General features: G+C 47.3%; 22 protein-coding genes. 12 read left to right on the top strand and 10 right to left on the bottom strand.

Annotated elements, in window-relative coordinates; genetic code table 11:
- Positions 1–79: 79 nt before the first annotated feature.
- The 6 genes from HH213_RS08490 to HH213_RS08515 all read left to right on the top strand — a co-directional run bounded on the left by HH213_RS08490 (position 80) and on the right by HH213_RS08515 (position 6259).
- Entirely contained in the window at positions 80–1222 is a 1143-nt protein-coding gene (locus HH213_RS08490) for a hypothetical protein (RefSeq protein ID WP_169111968.1), read from the top strand.
- On the top strand, positions 1219–1710 hold the full coding sequence (locus HH213_RS08495; protein WP_169111969.1) for a three component ABC system middle component: 492 nt from the start codon (positions 1219–1221) through the stop codon (positions 1708–1710). The genes HH213_RS08490 and HH213_RS08495 overlap by 4 nt, the downstream gene beginning before the upstream one ends.
- Complete coding sequence (locus tag HH213_RS08500) at positions 1707–3722, top strand: DUF3732 domain-containing protein (protein ID WP_169111970.1); 2016 nt, start codon at positions 1707–1709, stop codon at positions 3720–3722. Before HH213_RS08495 ends, HH213_RS08500 begins: the two co-directional genes overlap by 4 nt.
- A 58-nt stretch (positions 3723–3780) precedes the next feature.
- The gene (locus HH213_RS08505) at positions 3781–4068 is read left to right on the top strand and encodes an H-NS histone family protein (RefSeq protein ID WP_169111971.1); all 288 of its coding nucleotides are present in this window, start codon (positions 3781–3783) and stop codon (positions 4066–4068) included.
- 42 nt (positions 4069–4110) lie between these two features.
- Positions 4111–5151, top strand: coding sequence for a PDDEXK family nuclease (locus HH213_RS08510; RefSeq protein WP_169111972.1), 1041 nt, complete (start codon positions 4111–4113; stop codon positions 5149–5151).
- Between the two features lie 595 nt (positions 5152–5746).
- Complete coding sequence (locus HH213_RS08515; protein WP_169111973.1) at positions 5747–6259, top strand: hypothetical protein; 513 nt, start codon at positions 5747–5749, stop codon at positions 6257–6259.
- A 10-nt stretch (positions 6260–6269) separates the two neighbouring features.
- Here HH213_RS08515 and HH213_RS08520 read toward each other — a convergent pair whose 3' ends face one another.
- Entirely contained in the window at positions 6270–6710 is a 441-nt protein-coding gene (locus HH213_RS08520; RefSeq protein WP_169111974.1) for a hypothetical protein, read from the bottom strand.
- A gap of 181 nt (positions 6711–6891) precedes the next feature.
- Between HH213_RS08520 and HH213_RS08525 the strand changes: the two genes are divergently transcribed.
- The 3 genes from HH213_RS08525 to HH213_RS08535 are packed head-to-tail and all read left to right on the top strand — an operon-like array spanning position 6892 to position 8162.
- A complete protein-coding gene (locus tag HH213_RS08525) occupies positions 6892–7230 on the top strand; it encodes a hypothetical protein (protein WP_169111975.1) in 339 nt (112 codons plus the stop codon).
- A gap of 40 nt (positions 7231–7270) precedes the next feature.
- A complete protein-coding gene (locus tag HH213_RS08530) occupies positions 7271–7612 on the top strand; it encodes a hypothetical protein (protein ID WP_169111976.1) in 342 nt (113 codons plus the stop codon).
- Positions 7613–7640: 28 nt separating this feature from the next.
- Positions 7641–8162 (top strand): hypothetical protein, encoded by a 522-nt coding sequence (locus HH213_RS08535; protein WP_169111977.1) that lies wholly within the window; start codon positions 7641–7643, stop codon positions 8160–8162.
- An 18-nt stretch (positions 8163–8180) separates the two neighbouring features.
- Here the strand turns inward: HH213_RS08535 and HH213_RS30105 are convergent, their stop codons facing one another.
- The 6 genes from HH213_RS30105 to HH213_RS08565 form a co-directional block, all read right to left on the bottom strand.
- Entirely contained in the window at positions 8181–8576 is a 396-nt protein-coding gene (locus HH213_RS30105; protein WP_229263357.1) for a hypothetical protein, read from the bottom strand.
- A 417-nt stretch (positions 8577–8993) separates the two neighbouring features.
- A complete protein-coding gene (locus HH213_RS08545; RefSeq protein WP_169111978.1) occupies positions 8994–10133 on the bottom strand; it encodes a tyrosine-type recombinase/integrase in 1140 nt (379 codons plus the stop codon).
- 119 nt (positions 10134–10252) lie between these two features.
- Complete coding sequence (locus HH213_RS08550; protein WP_169111979.1) at positions 10253–12448, bottom strand: phage/plasmid primase, P4 family; 2196 nt, start codon at positions 12446–12448, stop codon at positions 10253–10255.
- Positions 12449–12577: 129 nt separating this feature from the next.
- On the bottom strand, positions 12578–13018 hold the full coding sequence (locus HH213_RS08555) for a hypothetical protein (protein WP_169111980.1): 441 nt from the start codon (positions 13016–13018) through the stop codon (positions 12578–12580).
- A gap of 1138 nt (positions 13019–14156) precedes the next feature.
- Positions 14157–15650 (bottom strand): ComEC/Rec2 family competence protein, encoded by a 1494-nt coding sequence (locus HH213_RS08560; RefSeq protein WP_169111981.1) that lies wholly within the window; start codon positions 15648–15650, stop codon positions 14157–14159.
- Positions 15651–16105: 455 nt separating this feature from the next.
- Positions 16106–17800, bottom strand: coding sequence for a TIGR04141 family sporadically distributed protein (locus tag HH213_RS08565; protein WP_169111982.1), 1695 nt, complete (start codon positions 17798–17800; stop codon positions 16106–16108).
- A gap of 368 nt (positions 17801–18168) precedes the next feature.
- On the opposite strand from HH213_RS08565, the gene HH213_RS08570 reads away from it, so the two are divergent.
- Both HH213_RS08570 and HH213_RS30660 read left to right on the top strand, forming a co-directional pair.
- On the top strand, positions 18169–18891 hold the full coding sequence (locus HH213_RS08570; protein WP_169111983.1) for a hypothetical protein: 723 nt from the start codon (positions 18169–18171) through the stop codon (positions 18889–18891).
- 279 nt (positions 18892–19170) lie between these two features.
- Entirely contained in the window at positions 19171–19569 is a 399-nt protein-coding gene (locus HH213_RS30660; RefSeq protein ID WP_169109984.1) for a hypothetical protein, read from the top strand.
- A gap of 271 nt (positions 19570–19840) precedes the next feature.
- Here HH213_RS30660 and HH213_RS08580 read toward each other — a convergent pair whose 3' ends face one another.
- The gene (locus tag HH213_RS08580) at positions 19841–20116 is read right to left on the bottom strand and encodes a hypothetical protein (protein ID WP_169111984.1); all 276 of its coding nucleotides are present in this window, start codon (positions 20114–20116) and stop codon (positions 19841–19843) included.
- Positions 20113–20517, bottom strand: a complete 405-nt coding sequence (locus HH213_RS08585) for a DUF1249 domain-containing protein (protein ID WP_169111985.1) — start codon at positions 20515–20517, stop codon at positions 20113–20115. Before HH213_RS08585 ends, HH213_RS08580 begins: the two co-directional genes overlap by 4 nt.
- 341 nt (positions 20518–20858) lie before the next feature.
- Here HH213_RS08585 and HH213_RS08590 point away from each other — a divergent pair, with 341 nt between their 5' ends.
- Positions 20859–21446 carry a hypothetical protein gene (locus HH213_RS08590; RefSeq protein WP_169111986.1) on the top strand — a complete coding sequence of 196 codons (588 nt, stop codon included), beginning with the start codon at positions 20859–20861 and terminating at the stop codon, positions 21444–21446.
- Here the strand turns inward: HH213_RS08590 and HH213_RS08595 are convergent.
- On the bottom strand, positions 21429–22247 hold the full coding sequence (locus HH213_RS08595) for a 2OG-Fe(II) oxygenase (RefSeq protein WP_169111987.1): 819 nt from the start codon (positions 22245–22247) through the stop codon (positions 21429–21431). The two genes, HH213_RS08590 and HH213_RS08595, sit on opposite strands and share 18 nt — an antisense overlap.
- Position 22248 lies beyond the last annotated feature (1 nt).

The raw sequence follows: 22248 nt of genomic DNA on the forward strand, positions 1-22248 counted from the left end.
TGTACATTTACACAGTAACCAACAAGTTCATTTCCAGAATACAATTATTGCTGGCTTCTTACTATCTTTTTCTTACAACATGAACATCGTTACTACTCGCGGGGATGCCACTGCGTCCACTGACGCTATTGTCTATCAGCTCGGCGTAGCTGTATCAAAGTGCTTTGACCTAGACGAAGGCCAAGTTCTGGTGATCGAAGAGCTAGGGGACGTAACAATCGACGACGTTGTTCAGATTGAGGTGAAGTGCTACACCGACTCGTTGACGGACGGTCATAAAAATTTCTGGAACACCCTCACAAACTGGATGGATGCTGGCTTCGACCAGACAAAGTATCAATCTCTAATCCTGTACACCACCCAAGAGTTTGGACCAAAAAGCAAGATCTCCAAATGGAATCAGTTCACCGTCCAAGAACGGCTAAAGTTTCTAGAGGCCGTGAACGCTGAGTTCGAGGAGGGATTGAAGGATAGGCTTGCCAAAAATCCGAAAGCAGAGCCCAGCGCAACGCTACTGCAACAACGCGAATTACTTCTAGCACCAAAGCGGCAGAGGCTTGAGTCTGTAGTGGCAAAAATTGCAATTGACGCCAGTTCTCCGACGAAATCCGAGCTGTACAGGGAGCTTGAAAAGGTCAAATCTAAAGGGATACTTTCGAAAAATAAGTCAATTTTTGTTAATGCTTTGATTGGATTCATCGCCAGGATGGGGCGGGATAAGGGAACTCGTTGGGATATTTCGTACGACGATTTTGATAAGGAGCTGCAGGATCTGTTTAGCCGACTCTCAGTTGAATCTCACGCGTTTCCGACTACCCACTACGACTCGTTTAAATCCGAGCACCACACTACGAAAAACGACCTCTTCATTAAGAAAATCCATGATATTGACCATAGCAAACATCTCCCACAAGCGATAAAAGAATTCTATTCGTCTTTACTAACAACAGGAAATGTTTTGGAGAAACACGTGCTTTTCAATTCGAACTTGGTGAAATACAGAGATTTAGTAACCAGAAATTTTGAAATGCTATATGAAAATGCCTGCCTAAAAGGAGACCACTCGATTACGGCCGCGAAGATATTCTACAACACCATTTGTACAGATGTTCCGCCGGTCTTCACTGGATTCGATGACTCGCCACATTGGTTTAGGAACGGAATATTACATATGTCGATGAATGATCCATCTGGTAATTATGAGTGGAAGTTGAAACCATGAGTGAAAAATTGATAAATCAAAAGCCTAGAAGAATAGATCCGATTCAGCACCTTACAACGCTACATAACAATCCTTTCATTTTTTCGAAAGCTTTTTTTGAGTTTTACGCGGCATTGGGATTCAAAGAAAATTCACTGCTATTATCATATCTGGTGCTCCCCCTTACCCTCCATAAACCGTGCCGGGACTTTCTGTCTGCGGCTCGGTCAACAAGTAATTTCCATACGATGTCTGAGCGTCTAGGGCTTCTCAACGGGATGCAGCAAAGAGTCTACGAATACAAAGATCTCACCAATACAACCCTACAATACCTATTAGGGGCAAACAAAATTTGGGTCATCGACCGCAGGGTGGAAATTGCTGAAGGAGCAAGCGAAGAAGCACCAAGTCCGCAAAAAATGGTAAAGGCTGCGCAGAGGCTAGCGACTTTTTGCCGGGTTCCAGAAGTGCCTATGATTTATAAGAAATTAGGAATTTACGCATTATGAGAGCAAAAATCTTGTTCATTGGCGTGCTCGCTGAGGAAGAAAAAGGCGTGCACTACGTTGAGTTTAAAGATGGAGTGAACATCGTTACCGGCCGTTCCTCAACTGGCAAAAGTGCCTTAATTGAAATTTTCGACTACTGTTTGGGTAGTTCCGAATTTTCAGTTCCAGTTGGGGTGATTACCGAGAATGCAAAACTCTATTTCACCGTTTTGCAGGTCGAAAATACTGCATTGATTCTTGCGCGCCGTCCAGATTCTAAGCACGCATTCGTGAGTGAAGAGTTCGATCTGGAAATGGTTAAGTCTTTGAGCTGGGCAACGATGTCCTACTTCGGTTCGGCCGAGTTCTATCCGTTACGAGACTTTTTAAAAATATTACAACGTTACTTCAATATAGCTGTTACAGATGTGGATGAGGACTTGGACGAGCGTGAGCGCCGCAACAGGCGCGCATCTACACCAAGCATTCGAAGTTTCGCTTCGTACATGCTTCAGCATCAGAATCTAATAGCAAATAAACATGCTGTTTTCTATCGCTTTGATCAAAAAGAAAAACGTGAACAGGCTATTAATCACGCAAAGATCTTCTTTGGCTTTGTAAATCAGCGATATTTTATTCTCAAGCAACGCGAAAATGAATTGGAAGCCTTGATCCGTAGAGTTACACGATCTATTCCTAAGGCTGAACAGGAAGTTAGGGCTAAGAGGCTGAGGCTAGAGGAAGCGGTTTTTGATTACGTTTCCGCCAGTGGACGGCCGCTCGAAATTGATATTGAACAAGCAATGACAGCGCCCCAGATTCAATTAAACAAGCTGCGGAACACTAAGGTTCGATTTGCATCCGACTCGGATGCCCATGTTAAGTTAATGCAAGCTGAACAAGATAAAAAAGCTTTCCTAACGGGCGAACTCCGAGATCGCCAACTTGAGTTTGCAGAAATTGAATCTTCTCTATCATACGCCCAGAAATATGCAGATTACCGCGCAGGCATTATTGTACCTAGTAGTGCAAACCTTTCGCACGCTTCTTGTCCATTCTGCGATTCAGAAACTGACTTAGTAGAGACCAGTGCAAATGATCTGACCGATGCCATTCATTGGTTGAACTCTGAGTTGGAGCGGTCTAGTTATCGTAATTCAGCTTTGGACGAATTGCGCGCTCTAAAGATTAAGGAAGTCGAAGACGCTAAGAAATTATTAAGAGAATGCAACTCAAGAATAGATCGCATATCGAAGCAGATTGATGACCTTAAAAAAGTTCGAAGCCAATATGAACTTTCTGTCGGCGCAAAAATGCACGTGGAAACTGTGCTTCAAGAGATTGTAGATTTGAAAAAACCTACAAGCGACTTAGATTTGAAGAAATTGGAGGCGGATCTAAAAGAGGTTATTGCTGAACTCAAGGAAAACTACGATATTGAAAGTAAGATTCGTAAAGCTGAGAGCAGAATCGCTTATTGGATGAAGCACTATAGCGAACACTTTGATTTTGAAAAATCCTATAGGCCAATTAATCTCAAATTCTCCCTTGAAACCTTTGATCTTTGGCATCAAGCTGAAGACAGAAAAGTATATTTACGTGCAATGGGGAGCGGTGCGAATTGGCTTGCTTGTCACTTGGTTCTGTTTCTTAGCCTTCAACGGTATTCATGCGAACTACGTGGACAGTCATCGATACCATCTATTCTATTTTTCGACCAGCCAAGCCAAGTCTATTTTCCAACTATCCTTGACGGAGAGAAGCAGTTTATTCCAGAGGCCCTTGCCGCTAAAGACACAAGCCGAAATGGCCGCCCCGTAGATGAAGATATGCGTGCAGTGACGAACATGTTTGATCAGCTAGTTATTTTCTGCAATGAAACTCAGCGCGACACAGGCATCATGCCCCAGATTATCGTCACTGACCACGCTGACTATTTGCAGCTGACCAGTGGTGTGACGTTTGACTCTTTAGTTAGAAAACGCTGGCGTGATGATGATGATGGATTCATCAACATGCGGGGTATAGCTTAACTTCGTCTCTAAAAATCGAGTAAAGTTCGATCTGTCACCACAACTGCAAAGGAAATCCATGTCTACCTATCAGGAATACGCCGCAAAGATCGCAGAGTTGCAACAGCTCGCAGAAGCAGCACGCAAGAACGAAATCGCCGATGCGAAAGCTCAGATCGCTGCGATCATGAAGGATTACGGCCTGACCGTTGAAGACCTTGGCGGTGCCAAGACGAAGGCCGTGAAAGTACGTATTCCAGTCGCTGCGAAGTATCGTGATGATGCGACCGGCGAGACCTGGACTGGTCGCGGGCGTTCGCCAAAGTGGCTGGAAGGTAAAGACAAAGGGCAGTATCTGATCAAGTAAGTGACAAGGTCCGGCGCTTATACCAACTCTTTGATACTGACAATGCCACTATACGAACTTTCTTCGGATTCAATAGCCGAAATCCCTACTGTAACCTATGCTTCACTTGGACTTCGTGAGCGGGAAGATGTTCAGAGAGTTCTTCGGGAACATATTGATGTTATATCGCCAGATACCCTCATTCTCGCTGAAGAGTTTGGGGAGTGGACAGACTCTCGCAGGCGTATTGACTTACTCGGTCTAGACCGTGATGGTTGCCTTGTCGTCATTGAGCTTAAGCGGTCAGAGGACGGTGGCCACATGGAACTCCAGGCGTTGCGCTATGCGGCAATGGTTTCAACTCTCAAGTTTGAACAAGCTGTCGATGTCCATAAAAAATTTAGAGAGTCACGTGGGCTACTTCCAGATTCAGCGGAAACTATCATCCGCGAATTCCTCGATATCGCTGACGGCCCAGTAGCGTTCAGCAACAAGGTTCGCATAATCCTGGCATCTGCCGACTTCTCTAAAGAAATCACGTCAACTGTTTTGTGGTTGAATGCGCAAGGACTTGATGTGACATGCGTCAAGATGCGCCCTCATTCTTTTCAAGGGCGAGTCTTGCTAGACATTGAACAGGTAGTTCCGTTGCCTGAGGCAGCTGCTTTTCAGGTTGCAATTCGCGAAAAATCGCTTGCGCAGCAAGCCGTCGCAGCCAATGGCCGCGACTTCACGCGATATCGTCTGACAACGCTTCAAGGCGAAATGCTTACCAATTTGCCGAAGAGGCGATTCATATATCAAGTTGTTTCTGAGGCAATCAAGCTAGGAGTTAAACCGGCAGAAATCCTTGGCGTCATACCCTGGCGGCAAGCAAATATGTTCATCTCTGCGCCTGGCCGATTATCCGGAGCCGCACTCATGTCCACTGATTCGGATAGATCGCCAACACGCTATTTTTGCGAAGACGATGAAGTGTTCCATGTCGATGACCACACGTACTCTATGAGCAACCAGTGGGGAACACGTACCGAAGAGGCAGTAAAGAAAATCCTAAAAATCCTCCCCGCTAATCACGGCATACGGTACGAATACGAAGGATAACTCAGCGCTCTGTGATGCATCATGGTACGGGGACAGCGCTTAAAATCGATTCTAAGACGCCTAGAATCGATTTCATTTCGATTCGGCGCATCGATGCATCTCTCGCAAGCTCCACGGCTTAGAAACGTTTCTACTCGTTTTAAAGGCGTGGTCTGAGATCGCTGCATCGAAGCGCTCATGCAAATCACGGTATTTTATTTTCCTGTTCAATAAGGATACACCGAATGATGTCTTCCATGAGATGCAAGTTTGATGGCGACAGCTTCGCGAGCATTTCGGCGATGGGCTGAAGTGCTGCGCTATCAGCGCCATTGTCTGCGGCAGGGGATGCCGGCAGATGGGCCATATTGCGGAGCGTAGCCGCGTCTAGCTTTGTGGAATGGCGTGCTGGCGTATGCTTGCGAGTTGCGGGCTTTTTGTTCGTCATTCTAGGCTTTCGGTCATTGATGGTGCTGATACCGTCAATGCGAATGCGGAGAACCTCAACGCAGCCTGCCGCTATTTGTACCGGTGGAAGCCATGCCATCATGTACATTAAGCTCGAGTGGCATATGCAGTATCATCCAATACGCTGCCACCTCCTTAAGGGATAAAGATGACCTATCGGATGATTACAGATAACGAGATTCGCTCGCTCCCATTGCATGAACAGTTCTTTGCTATGGCTGATGCTTATCTAGACGCGGCAATCCGCCAAACCGAGCATGTCAACGAGGTGGCCGATAGCGAATGGTCCGATGCAAGTGTTGCGATGTTTCTTTTTGCGCATGCAACCGAGATGTTCCTAAAGGCTGCAATTTTGCTCCGCGCTCCCTCAACGAAAGTCAAGGACCTCAGTCACAGCATTCGTGACCTCGTAACTGAGTACATGCGCCTGTATCCCGGCCCCGAATACGAGGGCGACTTCCGCTTTTATACCGAAGATATGCCGCCTGACACACCGAAGAGCGTGAAGGCAGAGATCAATTCCCCGAGCATGGTGTTCCGCTATTCAGTGAACAAGGAAAACGCACAATGGCAGACGCTGAATGGATTCGTCGCATCAATGCTGCTGCGGGATTTGCAGGAAATCAAACAGACCTTTGCACGCCTCCGCTCAATTTTTTGACACGTATCGACTACGAACCGTTTTCCTGACTGGCGAGAACGCAGCGAACGATGCCCTCCACCAAGTGGATATTCTTCGGCGACAGTTTCGCCAGCAGCTCAACCACCGGCACGACGGCCGCCTTATGCTTGCCGACGACCACAACGCCAACTTCGCCATCCACCTGTTTCTCGCCAGTCTTCGCGGCCTTACGCTTGCCTGTGCCAAAACGCAACCACTCTGCCGACACCTCTAGCCATTCCGCCAGGTTCATCAACTTCGCTTGCGTTGGTATCGCATCGGCAAGAAGCCACTTGCGAACCGTTTGCGCAGCGATCTTGTTTGCTGGATAGCGGGCGTTGAACTCCTGCGCGATCTGCGTAGGACTTGCAACCGGCAAGCCTATGCGGGTGAACTCTTTCGTCAGCCTCGCGCTGAACTGTTGCCTGAGCTTTTCATTGGTGTTTTCCATGTTGCCGGAAGCTACCGACTATGAAAGTAACTCTACAGAACTATATCGTTTGCACGGTAACGCAAAGTTACTATAAACTATTCCCATTGGGAACTATCCGCATGGCGGTTTCCAACTACAGCGGCGCAATGGGATGTACGCGCAGATTAGGCAAGTTGCTTTGAGCAAGGGGTTATCCAGTATGCGCATCATCGCTTTTGCTCTGCTCACACTTCCGATTGCAGCCATCAGCAGTCCTACAGAAAAGCCTCGTGACGAGTCCGAGCAGGCACGTTTTCAATTCGTTGAGGTGCTGGAAGTCACACCGCAGTACGTTCAGGTGCCGTGCGAGAGCTGCGGCCCGATGCCAGATCTGCGATTTGATGGCACCAAGTTCAGGTATCGATGCGACGGACAGCTTTATGAAAATTGGACGGCAGCGGCACTACAGACCGGCCGACGTATTCAGGTGGTCGATTGTTCAAAGGTCGTTGTTACGAAAAATCGGCAACCAGTTTTTGAGGATAAGAAACATCAATAGCAGTTTGTTTTTTACTAAACCACAGTCAATTGGGATGAAAATGAACGACCAAAACAACAACGGAAATGTTTTACCTGAGCATATCAGGGAGAGCTTGGCCCGATACACAGTTCATGAAAATATAACTTGTCTGCAATGCGGATATTCGGGTCTGATGGGCGTAAAGGGCGAGAAAGATATGGTTAGCGGGTCAAGTTGGGCAATCAAGTTCTTCTCGCTATTGGCTGTCTTCGGTATCGTCCTCTACATTGCAAGAGAGCAATTTGGTATTTCGTTTCCTTGGTGGCTTGGATTCGCAGCAGCAGTAGTCTTTCATTTCCTCATCAAGAACACAAAGAAAATTTACGAATGCCCTAACTGCCAATCTGAATTATTGAAGTGATTCAGCCAGCATGGGGGATGGAAGACAAATGGATCTTAAAAATATTCCGATTATTCGGCATTTGCCATTAGCCGCTGGAATACTGAAGGTAGCTGTTATTCTTTCCGGCTACCTGCTGTTCCCAGGACTTGTGCTCTACTACATTGATCGCTATCAGGACCACGCGTATTCCATTGAGGCGAAATGGTACTTCGGTCTTAAAGCATTCATGTGGGCTGTGGTGACGTGGATATTCATCACCTTCATGCAATGCATGTGGACTAATATGATCGGTGGTCCTGATCCAATGGAGGGACACTGGTTCTTCTTCTCCTGGCCGTACACCAAACTATTTTCAGATACTACGGCGACTGATGTCTGGTTCTACAATGAAGCAGCGATGTGTGCGATTCTAATCGGTGTAAGCTTGCTGGCAGCGTTCTGCCTAGGCAAAGAAAACAGCTCGGGCGATTTCATCACGCACGAGTCATATGACGAGGGACTGCGTAAATTGCGTGAATCGGGTGATACATATGACGATCTGCTCCGTAAAGAGCGCGAGAGACGGTAACTAGCTCAACTAACAATCTCAAAAATCAGCAGCCCACCGATCCCAAAAGCCAGGCGCATCCTGTTGGGCGTTTCGCATACAGTAATCGAGCGGATAGCAGATGAAGCGCGCGCCGTCCCACCGCATCGAACCATCAGCATGTTCTAGGAATGCTTCAAGCTGCATGTACGCCGGATCGCTGACCTCATACGGCACGTCAATGTAGACTTGCCCGCGATACGGTTCCGTCCGCATTTCGCTCGTGTAGCCGCCGCATTCGACATACACGATGCCGTTCGCGTCGAACCACGTCAGGATTTTTTCACGCGCAGGATTCGACGCATAGGGAGCGGCGGTGTTGGTAAATTCCAAGAAGAGTACGTCACGCTGCTTGGCGCGGCCGATCTGGTCGATGTTTTGTAAGAGCTGTGGCATGCGCTTCCTGTTGCAGTTGAAGGTGAATCAAGCGAAGATTTTCGTTACTTCCAAGGGGCGTTTTCCGTTTTAACCCAGTGCAGTATCAACCCCTTTTGTGTCCACTAAATGGGAGCGAAAATTTGCATGTTTCGCCTGTATCTATCAGGGCTACTTCGGAATGCCGTACTCCGAAGAATATGACGCCGAAAAATTCGCCACGTTAGTACGATGCGGCGAGTAATTTCGATGGCGTCACTGTCTGTAATTATCAAGCAATCTGCATGACTTCGGAGGGGCGTTTTCCGTTTTAACCCACTCCGATTCTATCAACTTTTAGCATGCTAAATTTTTACGAAATTCTCGCGTTTCGCCTGTAGATATAAGGCTTACTTGAAAATTCCGTATGAAAGTAAAGCTCACGCCAACGACGTAGCATTACGAATGCATCGTATTGATGATGTCAACGGCCTTCCTGCTCGCGTCATTCGGTGCAAGGTGGGCGTACCGCTGCGTCATCTTCGGATCGCTGTGACCGAGCAGCACAGACACTTCAAAAAGACTAACGCCGTTCTTAACAAGCTTTGACGCATAGCTGTGCCGTAACGTGTGCATCGTGACCTTGCCCCCCTTCTCTCTCACCACATCGGGATCATTCACGCCGGCACGATCCATCGCCTTCTTAATTCCCTGCGCGGCATAGCCGCGTGCCATGCCTGACTTGTTTTCAAAGACGTAGCGTGCATCAGGCCGGCGCTCTGCCCGACGGCGTACCATCACTTCACGCAACCGATCTGTCATGAACAACACGTCTTCATTGTTGACTTTGCTGCGGTAGATGTTCAGCGTTCCGGCCTCAAGATTCACAGCCGTCCATGGCAAGTTCGCGGCCTCAGAATAGCGACAGCCGGTATCGAGAAGCATGATGACCAGATCGTAGTTGTCTTGGATATTGCGTTGCATCTCAGGGGTGCGATCCTCAGGCGCTTTAACGCCGCTTCTCGGTGATTTCGGATCGAGTTCGCGTAGCAATGCCGCTTCGTCGTTGGAATCGAGATAGCGCAGCCGATACGCGGATTTCAACTGTGGAAAGACAACGTCACGATTCGTCTTGTAGCCAAGTCGCTGCATCTCACGCAGCGTTGAACTGATCAGGCCGATTTCATGTTTGATAGTGGCGGGCTTGTCGCCCTCGGCCTTCCGCTTCGCTACTAGTCGCTCGATATGCTTGGTCTGGATCTCATGAAGGAACAAATTCAACGGCAAGCCGTAGCATGGATTTTCGCGCTTGGTCTTCGGATCACGTTTGCTACCGAACATCTTGCGTGAGATTGATTCCATGCCGCGATAGTACGAATACTTCTTGCGTGGCTCCAGGTACTTGACCAAGGCATCGCGCAGTGAAATTTCTTCAGCCTCGCCCAGATAAGTTTCACTATGGATTTTGTTACGCATCTCACGCTCTACCTGCAACGCCTTTGTCTTGTTTGCAGTGCCGGTGCTGCCCACATACTTTTTATTTTTCGCCTGAAAAGCGTAATACCAGTTACTACTATTATCTCTCTTGTGCAGACCCATGTTGTTACCCCTGTAGTATACATTTGAAGACCATCCATCAATTTCCGATGAAAGAAAACGGTGGGACTCCACGCAGCTGCTGGACCTTACGCCTACGGAAGGCCCAGCAGGCACCTGTCTTAGTCGCGATACATTTTTAATGCGGACAATTTCTCGCCGTTCTTTTGCAGCGCCTCAGTCAGGGGAGTGCGTAAGCCGAGCCCAATGTATTTCCGCTTGGCAGTTTTGGCCTTCTCGTATCCGCGTTCAATTAGCAGCATCCCAAGCTTCCTTTTGGTGTAGCTGAACCCGAAGTAGTCTTTCGCCCACGTAGAGAAGGATTCATACGCCTCATCGAAGACCATTTCGAGGTATGGCCCTTCGACGCAACACTCGCGAATCCATGACCCCACGACGTCCATTTCGCTGCGGTACTCCGCCGTAGCAGCAGCCACTGCTTTAGGAATTGGCAAGCCATGGTGTTGCCAGTCGAGGCATCCACGAATGGCCCAGTTCAAAATTCCAGGTAACTCCGCTTTCAGCTTGCTCTCCAAATTCGGATCACGATCCTCCTTCTTGAACGACACAGGAAAAGGAATCAGGCGCATACGACGCCAGATACCTTCATCCGTCCCCTTAATAACCGGCTTATGATTACCGGCTACGAACATCTTATGAGTAGGGACAAAAGTAAATTGGCTCTGATACATATGACGTGCCACGATCGGGTCGCCGCCAGTCATTGACTTGACAAGCGCTTCGCTGAAATGACGCCCTTCATCTACCTCACTCATGGCCACGAACCGTTTCCCCCGCAGGCTTGCGATGTCGCCAGATGGTCCACTGCTGTTACGCTGACGGTCGAGCAACAAGTCTCCCGATGCCTGCGCGCCGTAGTCACCCATCAACGATTGAGTTACATTCAGGAATGTGCTTTTGCCATTGGCGCCGTAGCCATAACCGAAGCCCATGCACTGCTCACTGAGAGATGCAGTAAGTGAGTAGCCAATCAGACGCTGGAGATATGTAACGAGCTCCATGTCGCCGCCCATCACTTGCTCTAAGAACGTAATCCACTGCGGACAAGTCGATTCGAGTTGATGCGATGCGCCCGCTACCTGCGTAATCAACTTGGATTGGTCCGGCGCATGGAACTTGCCCGTCTTGAGATTGACATAGCCGTTTTGTACACCCAGCAGAAAGCCGTCGCTGTCCAATTTAGAGATCGGCAGCCCGATCCCCGGCTCAGACTTGAACAAAGTGATCATGTCCTTTATGCGCGTAGCACCTTCGGAGGCGAGCGCATGTTTTTTCAAGCGGGTTTTCACTGGCCCTTGATCCATTCCATCTGCCTCTTTGTGCAAGGCTTTTGCTACGTCCTTAGCCAACCCTTGGATGACGATATAACTAGTTGGCTCCCAGTAGACACCGTTCCACCGCAGCCAGCTATCGGTCTCAATCACGTAGCGTACTATGTCGCCGTAGAGTTCCGCGAGCTTTGCAGCGTTGCCGCTATCCGTGCAGTGCATATGCGCGGTTTTTTCGTACAGTCGAAACACGTTATCCACGACTTGCATCACCTCATCTTGTTCCATTGGCGGCTGGAACAGTTCATTGGCACGAACCGAGAACGCCTCCACTTCGGCTCTTGAGTGGCCGGCCTTCATCTGGCTCAACGCAAGGCGGAATAGCTTCTCGTTACGGCTGCCAGCAATGACCGGCTCGGCAGATACAGACCCTAAGTTGACGGAATCATGCGTAGGATGAGGGCCACGCTTCTCGGTCAGTCTGCGGACCATAGCTTCTGGCATTTCAATAGGCTGAGCAGCACCGCTTTTCCACTGATAGGGTTTGCCGCTAACAATAGACGGCGATGCGACAAAATAGCCGCCCTCGCCGCGTACATCGAGGCCGGGCATAAAACCGACCTTGTTACCGATACTCACACCTTGTGGGGATTTATAAACCACATGCATGCCACCGCTAGGCGTGTCGCTGCTGAGCGAGGACTCCAGCGCCCCGATTTCATTGCAAAACTTCTGCCATGATTCAAATCCTTGAGCTCCACTCTTCACATCGATATCCATGACGGTGCGGTCATTCAGCTTCCCTGTAGGAATACCGATATTATTCAACGATCCCGGCGGCCACCACGCCGCGACCTGCGCCAAATCGCTCGAAGCAGACTTAAAGCCTCCAGCAACTGCGGGGATTTTTTTCCCGGGGACGAGTGGGAAGATTGCAATCCCTGCTTCGGCATATGCCCTTGCAGCATCTGGAAGCGACAGTTGATTGATTTCTGTCATGTTGGGCGTTGTAGCTATAGGCGAATTCATATGATTTTTCGTTTTTTTTGATTGAGTTAGTCCCTACCGCATAGGCAGTATTTTTTAGAGACAAGTTTGAAGTGCGCTGCCTAGACGTCAGCGCACTTATCTATATCGATTAGGTGGTTCGCAGAACTGCTAATCCCGGGGAATTTCTGGAGCAGCGGCTTCCAAATCATCGAACTCTTTCATGAATTCCTGAACGAGATCACTGACAATCCGGCCGACATTCTTCGGATCATAGCTATCCATCACATAGCTGAATTCTTTCGTGTTATGTTGACGTTGGACATGTTTCGCGAATTCATCCGGCATCCCGAAGCGACGCAGCAACGCTGCGTCAGGGGTGAACACCATTTCGGCTTCCGCAGAGACGGCAATTTTCTTGGGAGCATATTGATAGCAATCCGTACCCAAAACGACGATGATTTTGCCTTGGACCCGATGTCCAAACGTGGCGTTGACTTCCTCTTCTAGCGCGGAATATACCGAGCGATGGAATTCATTATGTAGGTTGGTTTTGTTGCGACGTGCCTTTTTCAGGTGACGTGCGTTTTTCAGACGAGCTTTGGCTGTCATGACATTTTCCATAAGTAAGTAACAATGAAGACCTACCATAGAGGCTCATGAGAACGCGTTCAGCCAATAGACGTAAAGGCGCTCCTAGAGACAATCTAAGTACGTAGGTAAAGCAACTGGTTTAGTGAATCTTGACCAATACTTTTTTGTCATCATTGAGTTAGAGATCTGTGCGATAGGCATCGGACTGAGCTGGCATTGCGCCAGCTACATTTGATCAAACTCACCATATAGACGTTAGTGCTGCGTCAGTTCCTGCATAGTACGACGAAGAACCTCACCGGCGCAACCATGTATACTTTTTCCGTCAAGTAGTAGCGCCATCCTACATACGTCATTTGGCGAACGCGGGCCTACCTTACAGCGGCTGGTGGCAGATGCTGTAGCCTACAACCGCGACACGTCACCATTCATGCTTCTTCAGTTTGCCACCACCCTAGTCCGTGATTTGACGCTATCGCGCCATCGCCACGTGCAATGATGTTGGATGACGATTTTTCTTAAAAACAAAAATACTTTAATATCTTCTCTCGTTCTCCATGGGGTTAAGGAAAAAAGTAAAATCGTCTATATCGTTTATCCTGTTTAGAGAAGAAGCAGAAGGTACAGCCAAAACAACGAAAGGGGCAGCCAGGATTGAACTAAGGTAGAAGCCTTCGAACCTTCCAACCTGACCGGCGCGATGAAGTTCCCAGGCGGGACCGGGCCGTGCGGCTGAATGGCTGCAGTCAGAAATGAGATGGCTTGGCTGTAGGGCATTCGGCAAGTACATCATGAGCCTATGACCCCAAACATACATCCTGGAAGCAAGCAAGGACGCCGAGTTATGCCATATCGTCATCCGCCTGTGAGTATAAACGCTATAGTTCGGCGCGATGTGCCGTCACTCCTACGGGTGCTGCTACGACATGAGCCATCAGCCGTCTTAACGTACAGAATTCTTGGGCCCATGCGGCTTGAGGCGATTGTCGGCAAATTGCAGGCAGGAATGCGATACGTCGCTCACGCGAGCAGTGAGCGACAAAACTGAAATGACATCACCGTCAAACAGATGCAGCGCAGCGGGACCACATAAAGCAAGCAGCATTGCTCAACTAACGAACTTCGCTAGGGCCCAGATTAATGACTATCCAAAATCTTAAACGTTCAGCGCTGCATTGCATTTCATTCCACATGGCGGCGATGAGCCATCGATTGCCGGTGGCTCAACCCACCCTATAAGCTTGCCTAAAAGATGTTTTCCCGTTTTAGCAGGGAAATGTTGAGCAGTGGCTACGCCTTTCGATGTGGGCGGAACATCTCCGGAATTGCCACTCGTTGTCCATCCATCTAATCCCCAACCAATTTTTGCATATCTTTTTGTCATCTCATGTGTAGGATGACTAACCGAAGTACTACCGTGGACATTTCCAGGACCAAATGTGAACGCCAAAACCGCGTAGTCGTCTTTTGTCCCGTATGGCGCTGGTACATTTTTTGAGCCAACATCCGCGCCATGATGCGATGCCACAATTGCTACGTAACGATCCTCATACCACTTTGAAGGCATGTTCGAATAAGAGATATCTCCCGGCAACAGCCACTTTCTATCGGGCATTTCGTCCAAGACTCTTATGACAATGCATTGATGGTTATTTCTATCGTCGCTATTCGCACCGGTACCTAATGAGATTTCTATCGTACGGCTTCCTTGAATTGGTATAGACAAAAGATTTGAAGTTCCTATATTTGAGTTATCTACTATAAATATAGTCCCGTTTTCTGAAATTATTCTTTCCGCAAATTTCACGTGTTGTGGGCCAACTTCTTGACGGGGCACTATCCAGGTACGGTTTAGGAATATATTTGGCTGAGCTGCAGGTGCGCCTTTTCGTGCGCCAGCCCAATGATCTTTATCCCAATGAGTAAGTAAAATAGGCGCACTTTTCGAATAGCAGAGGACTAGACCGGAGGGCACTGTCGACGCATTTCTATTTACACCACATCCGATATCAATCCAAAGATTGACAGGCTTATCGCTGGCACCGCGAAAACCACAGGCGTTACCCTGACCAATATCGTGCACTGCTAATACTGTCGCATCCGCCTTGCTTAACACATTAACTACGTCGGCAATATTAGCTGCGGGCCATGAGGTCATGCTGAAAACGGCGCCCAAGGTAGTCGCGACCTTTCCCTTGATTTTTTTCGCGGTCCTTACGGAAAAAGCCAGAGCTGGCGAAAATAGATTAGGGTATACAAGCGCCTTCAAGTCATTATCGTTTTCTACTCTATCTTTTAACTCTATTTCATACCATCCGCGACGCCCCTGTTGCAGATGTGTTTTCAACCACCTCTTCGCAATATGATTTTCAGTAGATAAAGAAAATTCAATGTTAACAAACTTGACCCCTTGGAATAGTGATGGGAGGTTATGATTACCTTTACTATTTATTTTATTTTCCCACATTTTCATCCAAGAATTTTTATCATATTTAATTTTTTTAAAATCCGGTTTCGAGATGGCTGAAAATTCAAAAAACACCACTTTACGTTCAGTGTCTATCAAGGGTTCTTCATCTAACTTTGCGTATAGAGACAATGGGACGTCGTCTCGATTCGGCAATCGCTCAGAAACATCGAACAAATCCATTTATGTCGCTCCAAAAAAAATATTAAAATATTTCGTTTACGAATTTAATTTAAGATAACACGGAGTACTTTCTGCACGCAACCTTGAAGGCGCTTTCCAATTGCTGAATTTAGTAGACTAGAGCGATTAACCCTTCTACTTTCCGGCGGAAAGTAAACGGCCATGAGGCGCCTGTGGGGTGTGGGCCTCTGGCTGAAGGTGGAATGTAGCAGACTTTCGCGTCACGGGTCTGCAAGTAGGTCATGAGCCATCAGACCTTCTAACCTGGGGTTAAAATGCGAGCTTTACGCTGTCTCCGATTCGGCGACAAACAATGTATGCAGACAAACGATAGGGCCACCTCTACTGGCACTTCTCTTTTCTACGCTTGTGCCTCGAAACTCGCAAGTCATATAGAGGCCATTTTAGTTGCAATTGCAAGCACTAAAAATTGGGTAATACTTTAGGACTGCGGATTACGGCGAAGTTTTCTTACCCTTAGTTGCGGTTTTCTTAGTCGATACAACCGGCGCAGGAATAATAGCTGATGACAGATCAGCCCCCGCGATTGATACTTCGAAATTTCTTTGAGTCAAACTCAAATAGGTTATCCACAAATTCACCTTACTAAAAAATGGAAGATTATTTTTAACATCTATTGATGCATCTCCAAGCACTAAAAATACTATCTCAGCTTTGCTCGCATCAAATTTTTGAAGCGGAACCAAATCTTTGCTTCTCCCCTTTAGTTCGGCTCGGGCTCCTTCTCTAAATTCCTGATCAGACAATAATAACTCGGCTGCTATCCTCCCCTGAGCAAATAAATGGCTGATACCGGAAGATCCCCCTTTTCGATGCTTTGCATGAATAAACTCGCCTTTGTTCGATAGCAAATCACACAGTTCTATCGAGGAAGCCCCTACTCGTGGCTTGATTAGCTTCTTATCAAGTAAGTGATATCCGGACGTTTTACTAACTCGTAGATTATAATCTCCTTCATTTTCCAATGAAATTCCTGCCTTATTTGTTGGTGTGACTGGCACCGAATACCTTATAACATCAGGAAACTTCAAGCTTGAAACCGGTATTGTGCGTAAGGCCTCATTTATCGAGTCTAAAAAATCTATATCGATACAAAACCAGCTGTTTGAAAATAAAACATAAATCTTTTTTTTATAGAGGCGCTCGTAATATATGCAACTATAAACTGAGAAATTTGTTTCGAAACCGTTTATATCGTAACAAAAAACTCGATTTGATTTTAATTTCTCTATAGTGTGTCCTTTGGAAGGATTTATAGAAAAATAGTCTAACGCTGAGATAGATGATTTGACGTTAGTTTTCCCATGCGTGTAACTAAACCCAGATATTTTGTCCCACTCCCCGATTTCCGGAAGCGTAAGCTGTAATTCAGCCGGAGCGCCTTTTTGCAAATCCCCAATCAATAGGCCATCCAAAGTAGCCCGCAAAGCGTCACTTTGCACTCGTTGAATATTATCTACCCATTCAAAATCTGTTTTGTAAATCGACAGATCATAAAAGCTACTTAACTCTTCTGCTATCGCTTTAAGCTCATTGAATCCTTGGATTTTTGCGGTAAAGCTATACTGTGGCCCGCCTCCATGAATCGTTTCCCATTCAATCCCTGTACGTGCCTCGCCAGTGACTGCTTTCAATATATCTCGACTTACATCGATCCCAAACGCGTTGATATTGGAATTTCTAACCGCCTGATTTCGTTTCTGCATCGGCTCTTGCTCCATAGAGTAAAGATCTACGCTACGAAGCGTGGTGTTATCCAAAGTGTTTAGCGCAGTTTTTATTCCGAAATCTAAAACATAAGTTCCATCATCTAATAAATATCTTCCATAACCAAAAACAAACGCTACAACCCGGTTTTTTGTCTTAATAAATACAACTGCTGAAGCCGATTTTGTATCTAATCCTGGTATATTCTTACCATGCATTAAGTCAAGCTGATCTGCCCATTTTGGGCGCCCAGCTTCCTTCTCCTGGACATAGATTTTCCCCTCGATTCCAAAGCCAGGTTGAAGATCATAAGACTTTACACCACGTCCCGCCTCGCCCAAGAACATTTGAAAATTCGATGATTTCTTATTAAAGAGAAATGCATTCAAACGAATCGAGAATTTTTTTGGTTGCGTGGCCATCGGGAGGATTTATTGTTAGTAATTGAGAAATTAAAGGAATTGTTCAGACAATACTATTACGATCGTTCCCTTAGTGCAAGATTAAATTCTTACTATCATTTTCGTAGGCACTATTGAATTGATGCTTGAGGATGTGAGCAACGTGCCCAGAAGGCGTACTATCCCTCGAAGCTGATGCGATGGAGGTAGATCAAAAGCGTTTGCACCTTTTGACGTACCTATGCAAAGGCAGCGTTTATGCGCTGCTCACGGCTGCGGAGGGCGTCCCTGTAGTAAGAAATGCGGTAGTTGCCAAGCGGCCTCAGCACTCTGCTAGAGTATGTGTTTGGCAACTTCATCGACACGACATGACTAGCTTCGAGAGTTGGATGCAGCAACAAGGATTGTCCGAATCGTCTGTAAAGAAATACGGCAGCGCAGTGAGCGGCCCGCTCACTGCATGGGCAAATGCAAACTCAGTCTTAAGCGGCTCGCTTACCGATATCGGGGATTTATCAACATTTGAGTCAATCGCGTCTGCCATCCGGAAGCTCCCGATCTTCATTGAAAGGGACAGCACCGGACATGGCATGTACAACGCCGCCTTGGTGAAGTTCGCCAGATATCTGACGTCCGGCAAGCCCATTACGACAGCCAGCTCGGCTATCGTTGAGGTGCCCCCTCCTGCTCCTACCCTAGTGTCCGTCGATGCATGGAGCCATACCGCTCGACGCATGGTGAAGACAGCACAGCAAACGACAAATGCATCGAACGGACAGGAGGTTTTGCAAACGATCAAGAATAAGAACAATGCGTTCGTATCCGAGGAAAAGTTTAGCCAGTACGTAGCAGATTTGCTCAACCACCAGGGATTTTGTTGTGCAATTAGCGGCCTACCGATTCATCCCGACAATTCGCCGAACGTTGACGACGAAATGAAAGCATCTCTGGACCGTATCGACAGCAGCGGTCACTATGAGCCAGGCAATCTCCAGGTGGTATGTAAGTTTATCAATCGTTGGAAAGGTGCAGACCAAAATACACAATTTCTGAGCTTAATGGATGGGCTTCGCAAACACTGGCAATCTAAGTTGCCCTATAAAACGATATAAACGATTTATATTAATAGCCATTAAAATTGGATAGGGAACTCGCAGTACGGCTCTTAAAGCTTCTAACGTAGCTCTGCAAGCCCTGGATTCATGCAGGTCTTAAGCGTAGACCCTTGCGGGTGTGATGGGAACTGTGGTGGTTGCTCTGCGAAAACTGCCGATACCGCCTTGTGCGAATCGATGGAGGTGAAGCGAAGAATCTGGGCCTGCTAACTGGCCGTTGCCTAGTCATGGAAAACTGTTGATGGTAAAGGCTCCTTAACCAAACGAGCCTAAATCATGAACGTAAAGACTACTGCGACCGATCTGCCGAAGGCAACGACTGATCAGAAATCGACAGCACCTGCCGCCACGAATACGCCGCAAGCTGTTGCACCGGCATCGCCCGGCGCGGTCGGACCGATTAAAAACGTCTCTACGCCGATTTCGTCGACGGCGACGACGGATACGACGGCGAATGAAGGAAAAAGCGATGCTAGCAATTCTCCTGCGGTCAAAGCCGAAAAGAAACCGAAAGCACCGACGAAGATGGTAATGGCTTCCGCCATCTACCTGCGTATGTCAAAACAAAAAGACGTAACTCGCAAGCAGATCGTCGAACAGTTCGTCACAGAGGCCAAACTGAGCGCAGCCGGTGCCAGCACGTATTACCAGCTAATAAAAGCAAAACTGGGCTGAGCATCGTATGCCACCAGCCTACATGCGTGGGCTGGCTTGATCTTCTACTGGCAACTTGCATCCACTGCGCAAATCCGGCATAGTCAAACCGGATGTGCCAGAGGCCGCCCAATTTGCCAGCCTGACAGAGTCAGCTGGTCCCGCGATGTTCTGAGAGCAGACGGGGTTTCTTAACACAGGAGCCCATATGCCCAATACCCTCAAGCGCTTTCGCGCAAGTGCATTTCTTCGTCAACATGGCCGTTGCATCTACTGTCACAAACTGATGTGGCTATCCGAACTTGACCATTTCGCCGCCGAACAAAATCTCACCGTCAAACAGGCCCGCCATCGTCAATGCACAGCTGAGCATCTCTGCGCAAGAAAGAATGGCGGCGGCGACACCGCCGCCAATATCGCTGCCGCCTGTCGGTTCTGCAATCTGCACCGCCACAAGCGTAAAGCTGAATTGACGCCAGAGCAGTTTCGAGTTCACGTGCGAACGCGAGTTGCGCGGGCCGGTGGCATTTATGATCAATCCCGGCAGGCCAGAATTGCGCTTGCTCATTGCGCAAGTTCGGCCTTTGGTTGACATCGCCCATCGGCAATCATCTTCGTTAACCACTGATCGAGGAAATTGTTCAGCTCCGACTTCGCCATCGGACTGAACGCCATCATCTCTGGACAGAACACCCGGCGCGATCCAAAGCAATCAGTGTATGTCAGTGCGCCCACAGTCTCCGCAACCAAGAACACCTCAACAGTCATATCAGGATCAGGAATCGCTGGGCCATGCAGTCGTTGAAGATAGTGGCTCATGCGCAGCACCAGCCGATGCTTGTGACGTTCGATTACATCGATATTCACATCGTTGTGGCCTATGGCGGTGAGTTTGGCAGGCCCATTAATGCCATGCAAGTCAGGCATAAGTTGAAGCAGCTTGCGATAGTTTTTTTGGTAGAGATCCATGTCGATTCCACGTCGTTTACGGTACGGGAACCATCTATGAAAAAGCGCAAACGGACAACGCAGTTTGAGGCGATCGTCGATACATCGAGCAATTAAAATAATTGCATTTAAGCAATGGCGCGCAATGAAACAGCTACATGATGACGTGAAGGAACTGGCATTGATTTACATCAGAAATTGAGCCACAAAAAAAATATGTAGAAAGAACAATCATCGCAAAGAAAGAATGCTACCATTTATGCAAATAATCATTTTGCTCATGCTTCCGGTTCTGCACTATTCGCAATTACACAGAGAACCAATTGTTTTTCATTTAGCCATCCGAACGTAAGGATTCGAAATTGAATGAATTCAACAAAAAAATTGGTGATTTGATATCATCGCTATGGATGGATGAGTCCTCAAAAAAAGATTTCGTTAAAAATCCACATATTATGATGGAAAAATACGGAATTTTTCTAAGTGGATCCACCGAAATCATCGTCCTCATAGACACTCCCGATCTTGCAAATTTCATCTTGCCCGAAAAATTACCGGTAGACGATGCTCATGAGGATTTTCTTAGGAAGAATTTAGTCTGGTTTTGCCGAGGAAGCACATTCCGGCCTGATGACGCGAAATATTTTTCGCCAATAAGAATGAGCTATAACAAAATCCGGAGTGTTTATGATCGTATCATTCAAGAGCCTTTGCTATGCGAAAAAGGAGGAGAAATTATTGGTTTTCTGAAAAACCTTGATATTCCTTATTTTGAAAATGTAAAATCAGTGAATGTGCGACAAAATTCTACTAGTGTCGCATATATCGTAATACCGCTAGCACCAGCTGGAGCAAGTTCTGAGATCGAATTGCGAAAGGCCGCCCGTGCAAATGATTGGGTGACCTACGCATCCTTTATAAGCTATCTTTCTCTAGCTCCAAAGCAATAACGGATTATCTCCTTTTGCACCGATAAAGCAAGTTTGAACGATTCTTCGCCCTTCTTCGAATCCGCGAACCGCATGTGGATTTCGCGTGTCTATAAGTATCAGATCGCCAATTTCCGGCTTTATACTAATTGGATCTGGTAGATCCACTCGCCTAAGGGTTCCTCTCGTTTCAATGAGGAACATGATACGATCAAGGGAAACGTTCCAAATCTCTAGCTCGCCCCCTTTTGCCGGGACATCGAGGTATGTTATCGCAGAAAACTGTCTGTCTAAGGAAGCGATTGATGGAGGAAGCCAATCAAGGTGTGGATTGGAATCGGCTTGCAGTTTCGCTCCAGGGGCAATTATCCGTGCCAATCCAATACAGGGCTGGAGTCCCATGAACGTCGCGACCTTGGCACCGCTCGGCCAAAGAGCATTGAGTAAAAATTTGATGCTGTCAATCGGTGATTCAAGAGGCATAAATTGACGAGAAATTGATTCCATATGCTCCTGACTGGTTCTCGCCAAGTCGCGACGAATACACTCAATATCATGCTGGCTAGTACTCGGATCTAATAAGAATTTATAAAATTCACTAAATGGTACTCCGACCCTATCCGTGTCTGAATGATGAAGATGACCTGTTGCGTCAGAATATCGGTAGTTCTGCCTACCCTCATGATAAAAAAACCAATCTGACATCGCCGCAGATTGTTCTCGCCCACAAAAATTCTTTACTATTAAAGCTAGTGCAGATCTAGAAAATAGCGCATCAATACCGGCTACGTTAAGCTCTTTATCTATCAGAACTCCATCCATA

This window comes from Duganella dendranthematis (assembly GCF_012849375.1).
Taxonomy (GTDB): Bacteria; Pseudomonadota; Gammaproteobacteria; order Burkholderiales; family Burkholderiaceae_D; genus Rugamonas; species Rugamonas dendranthematis.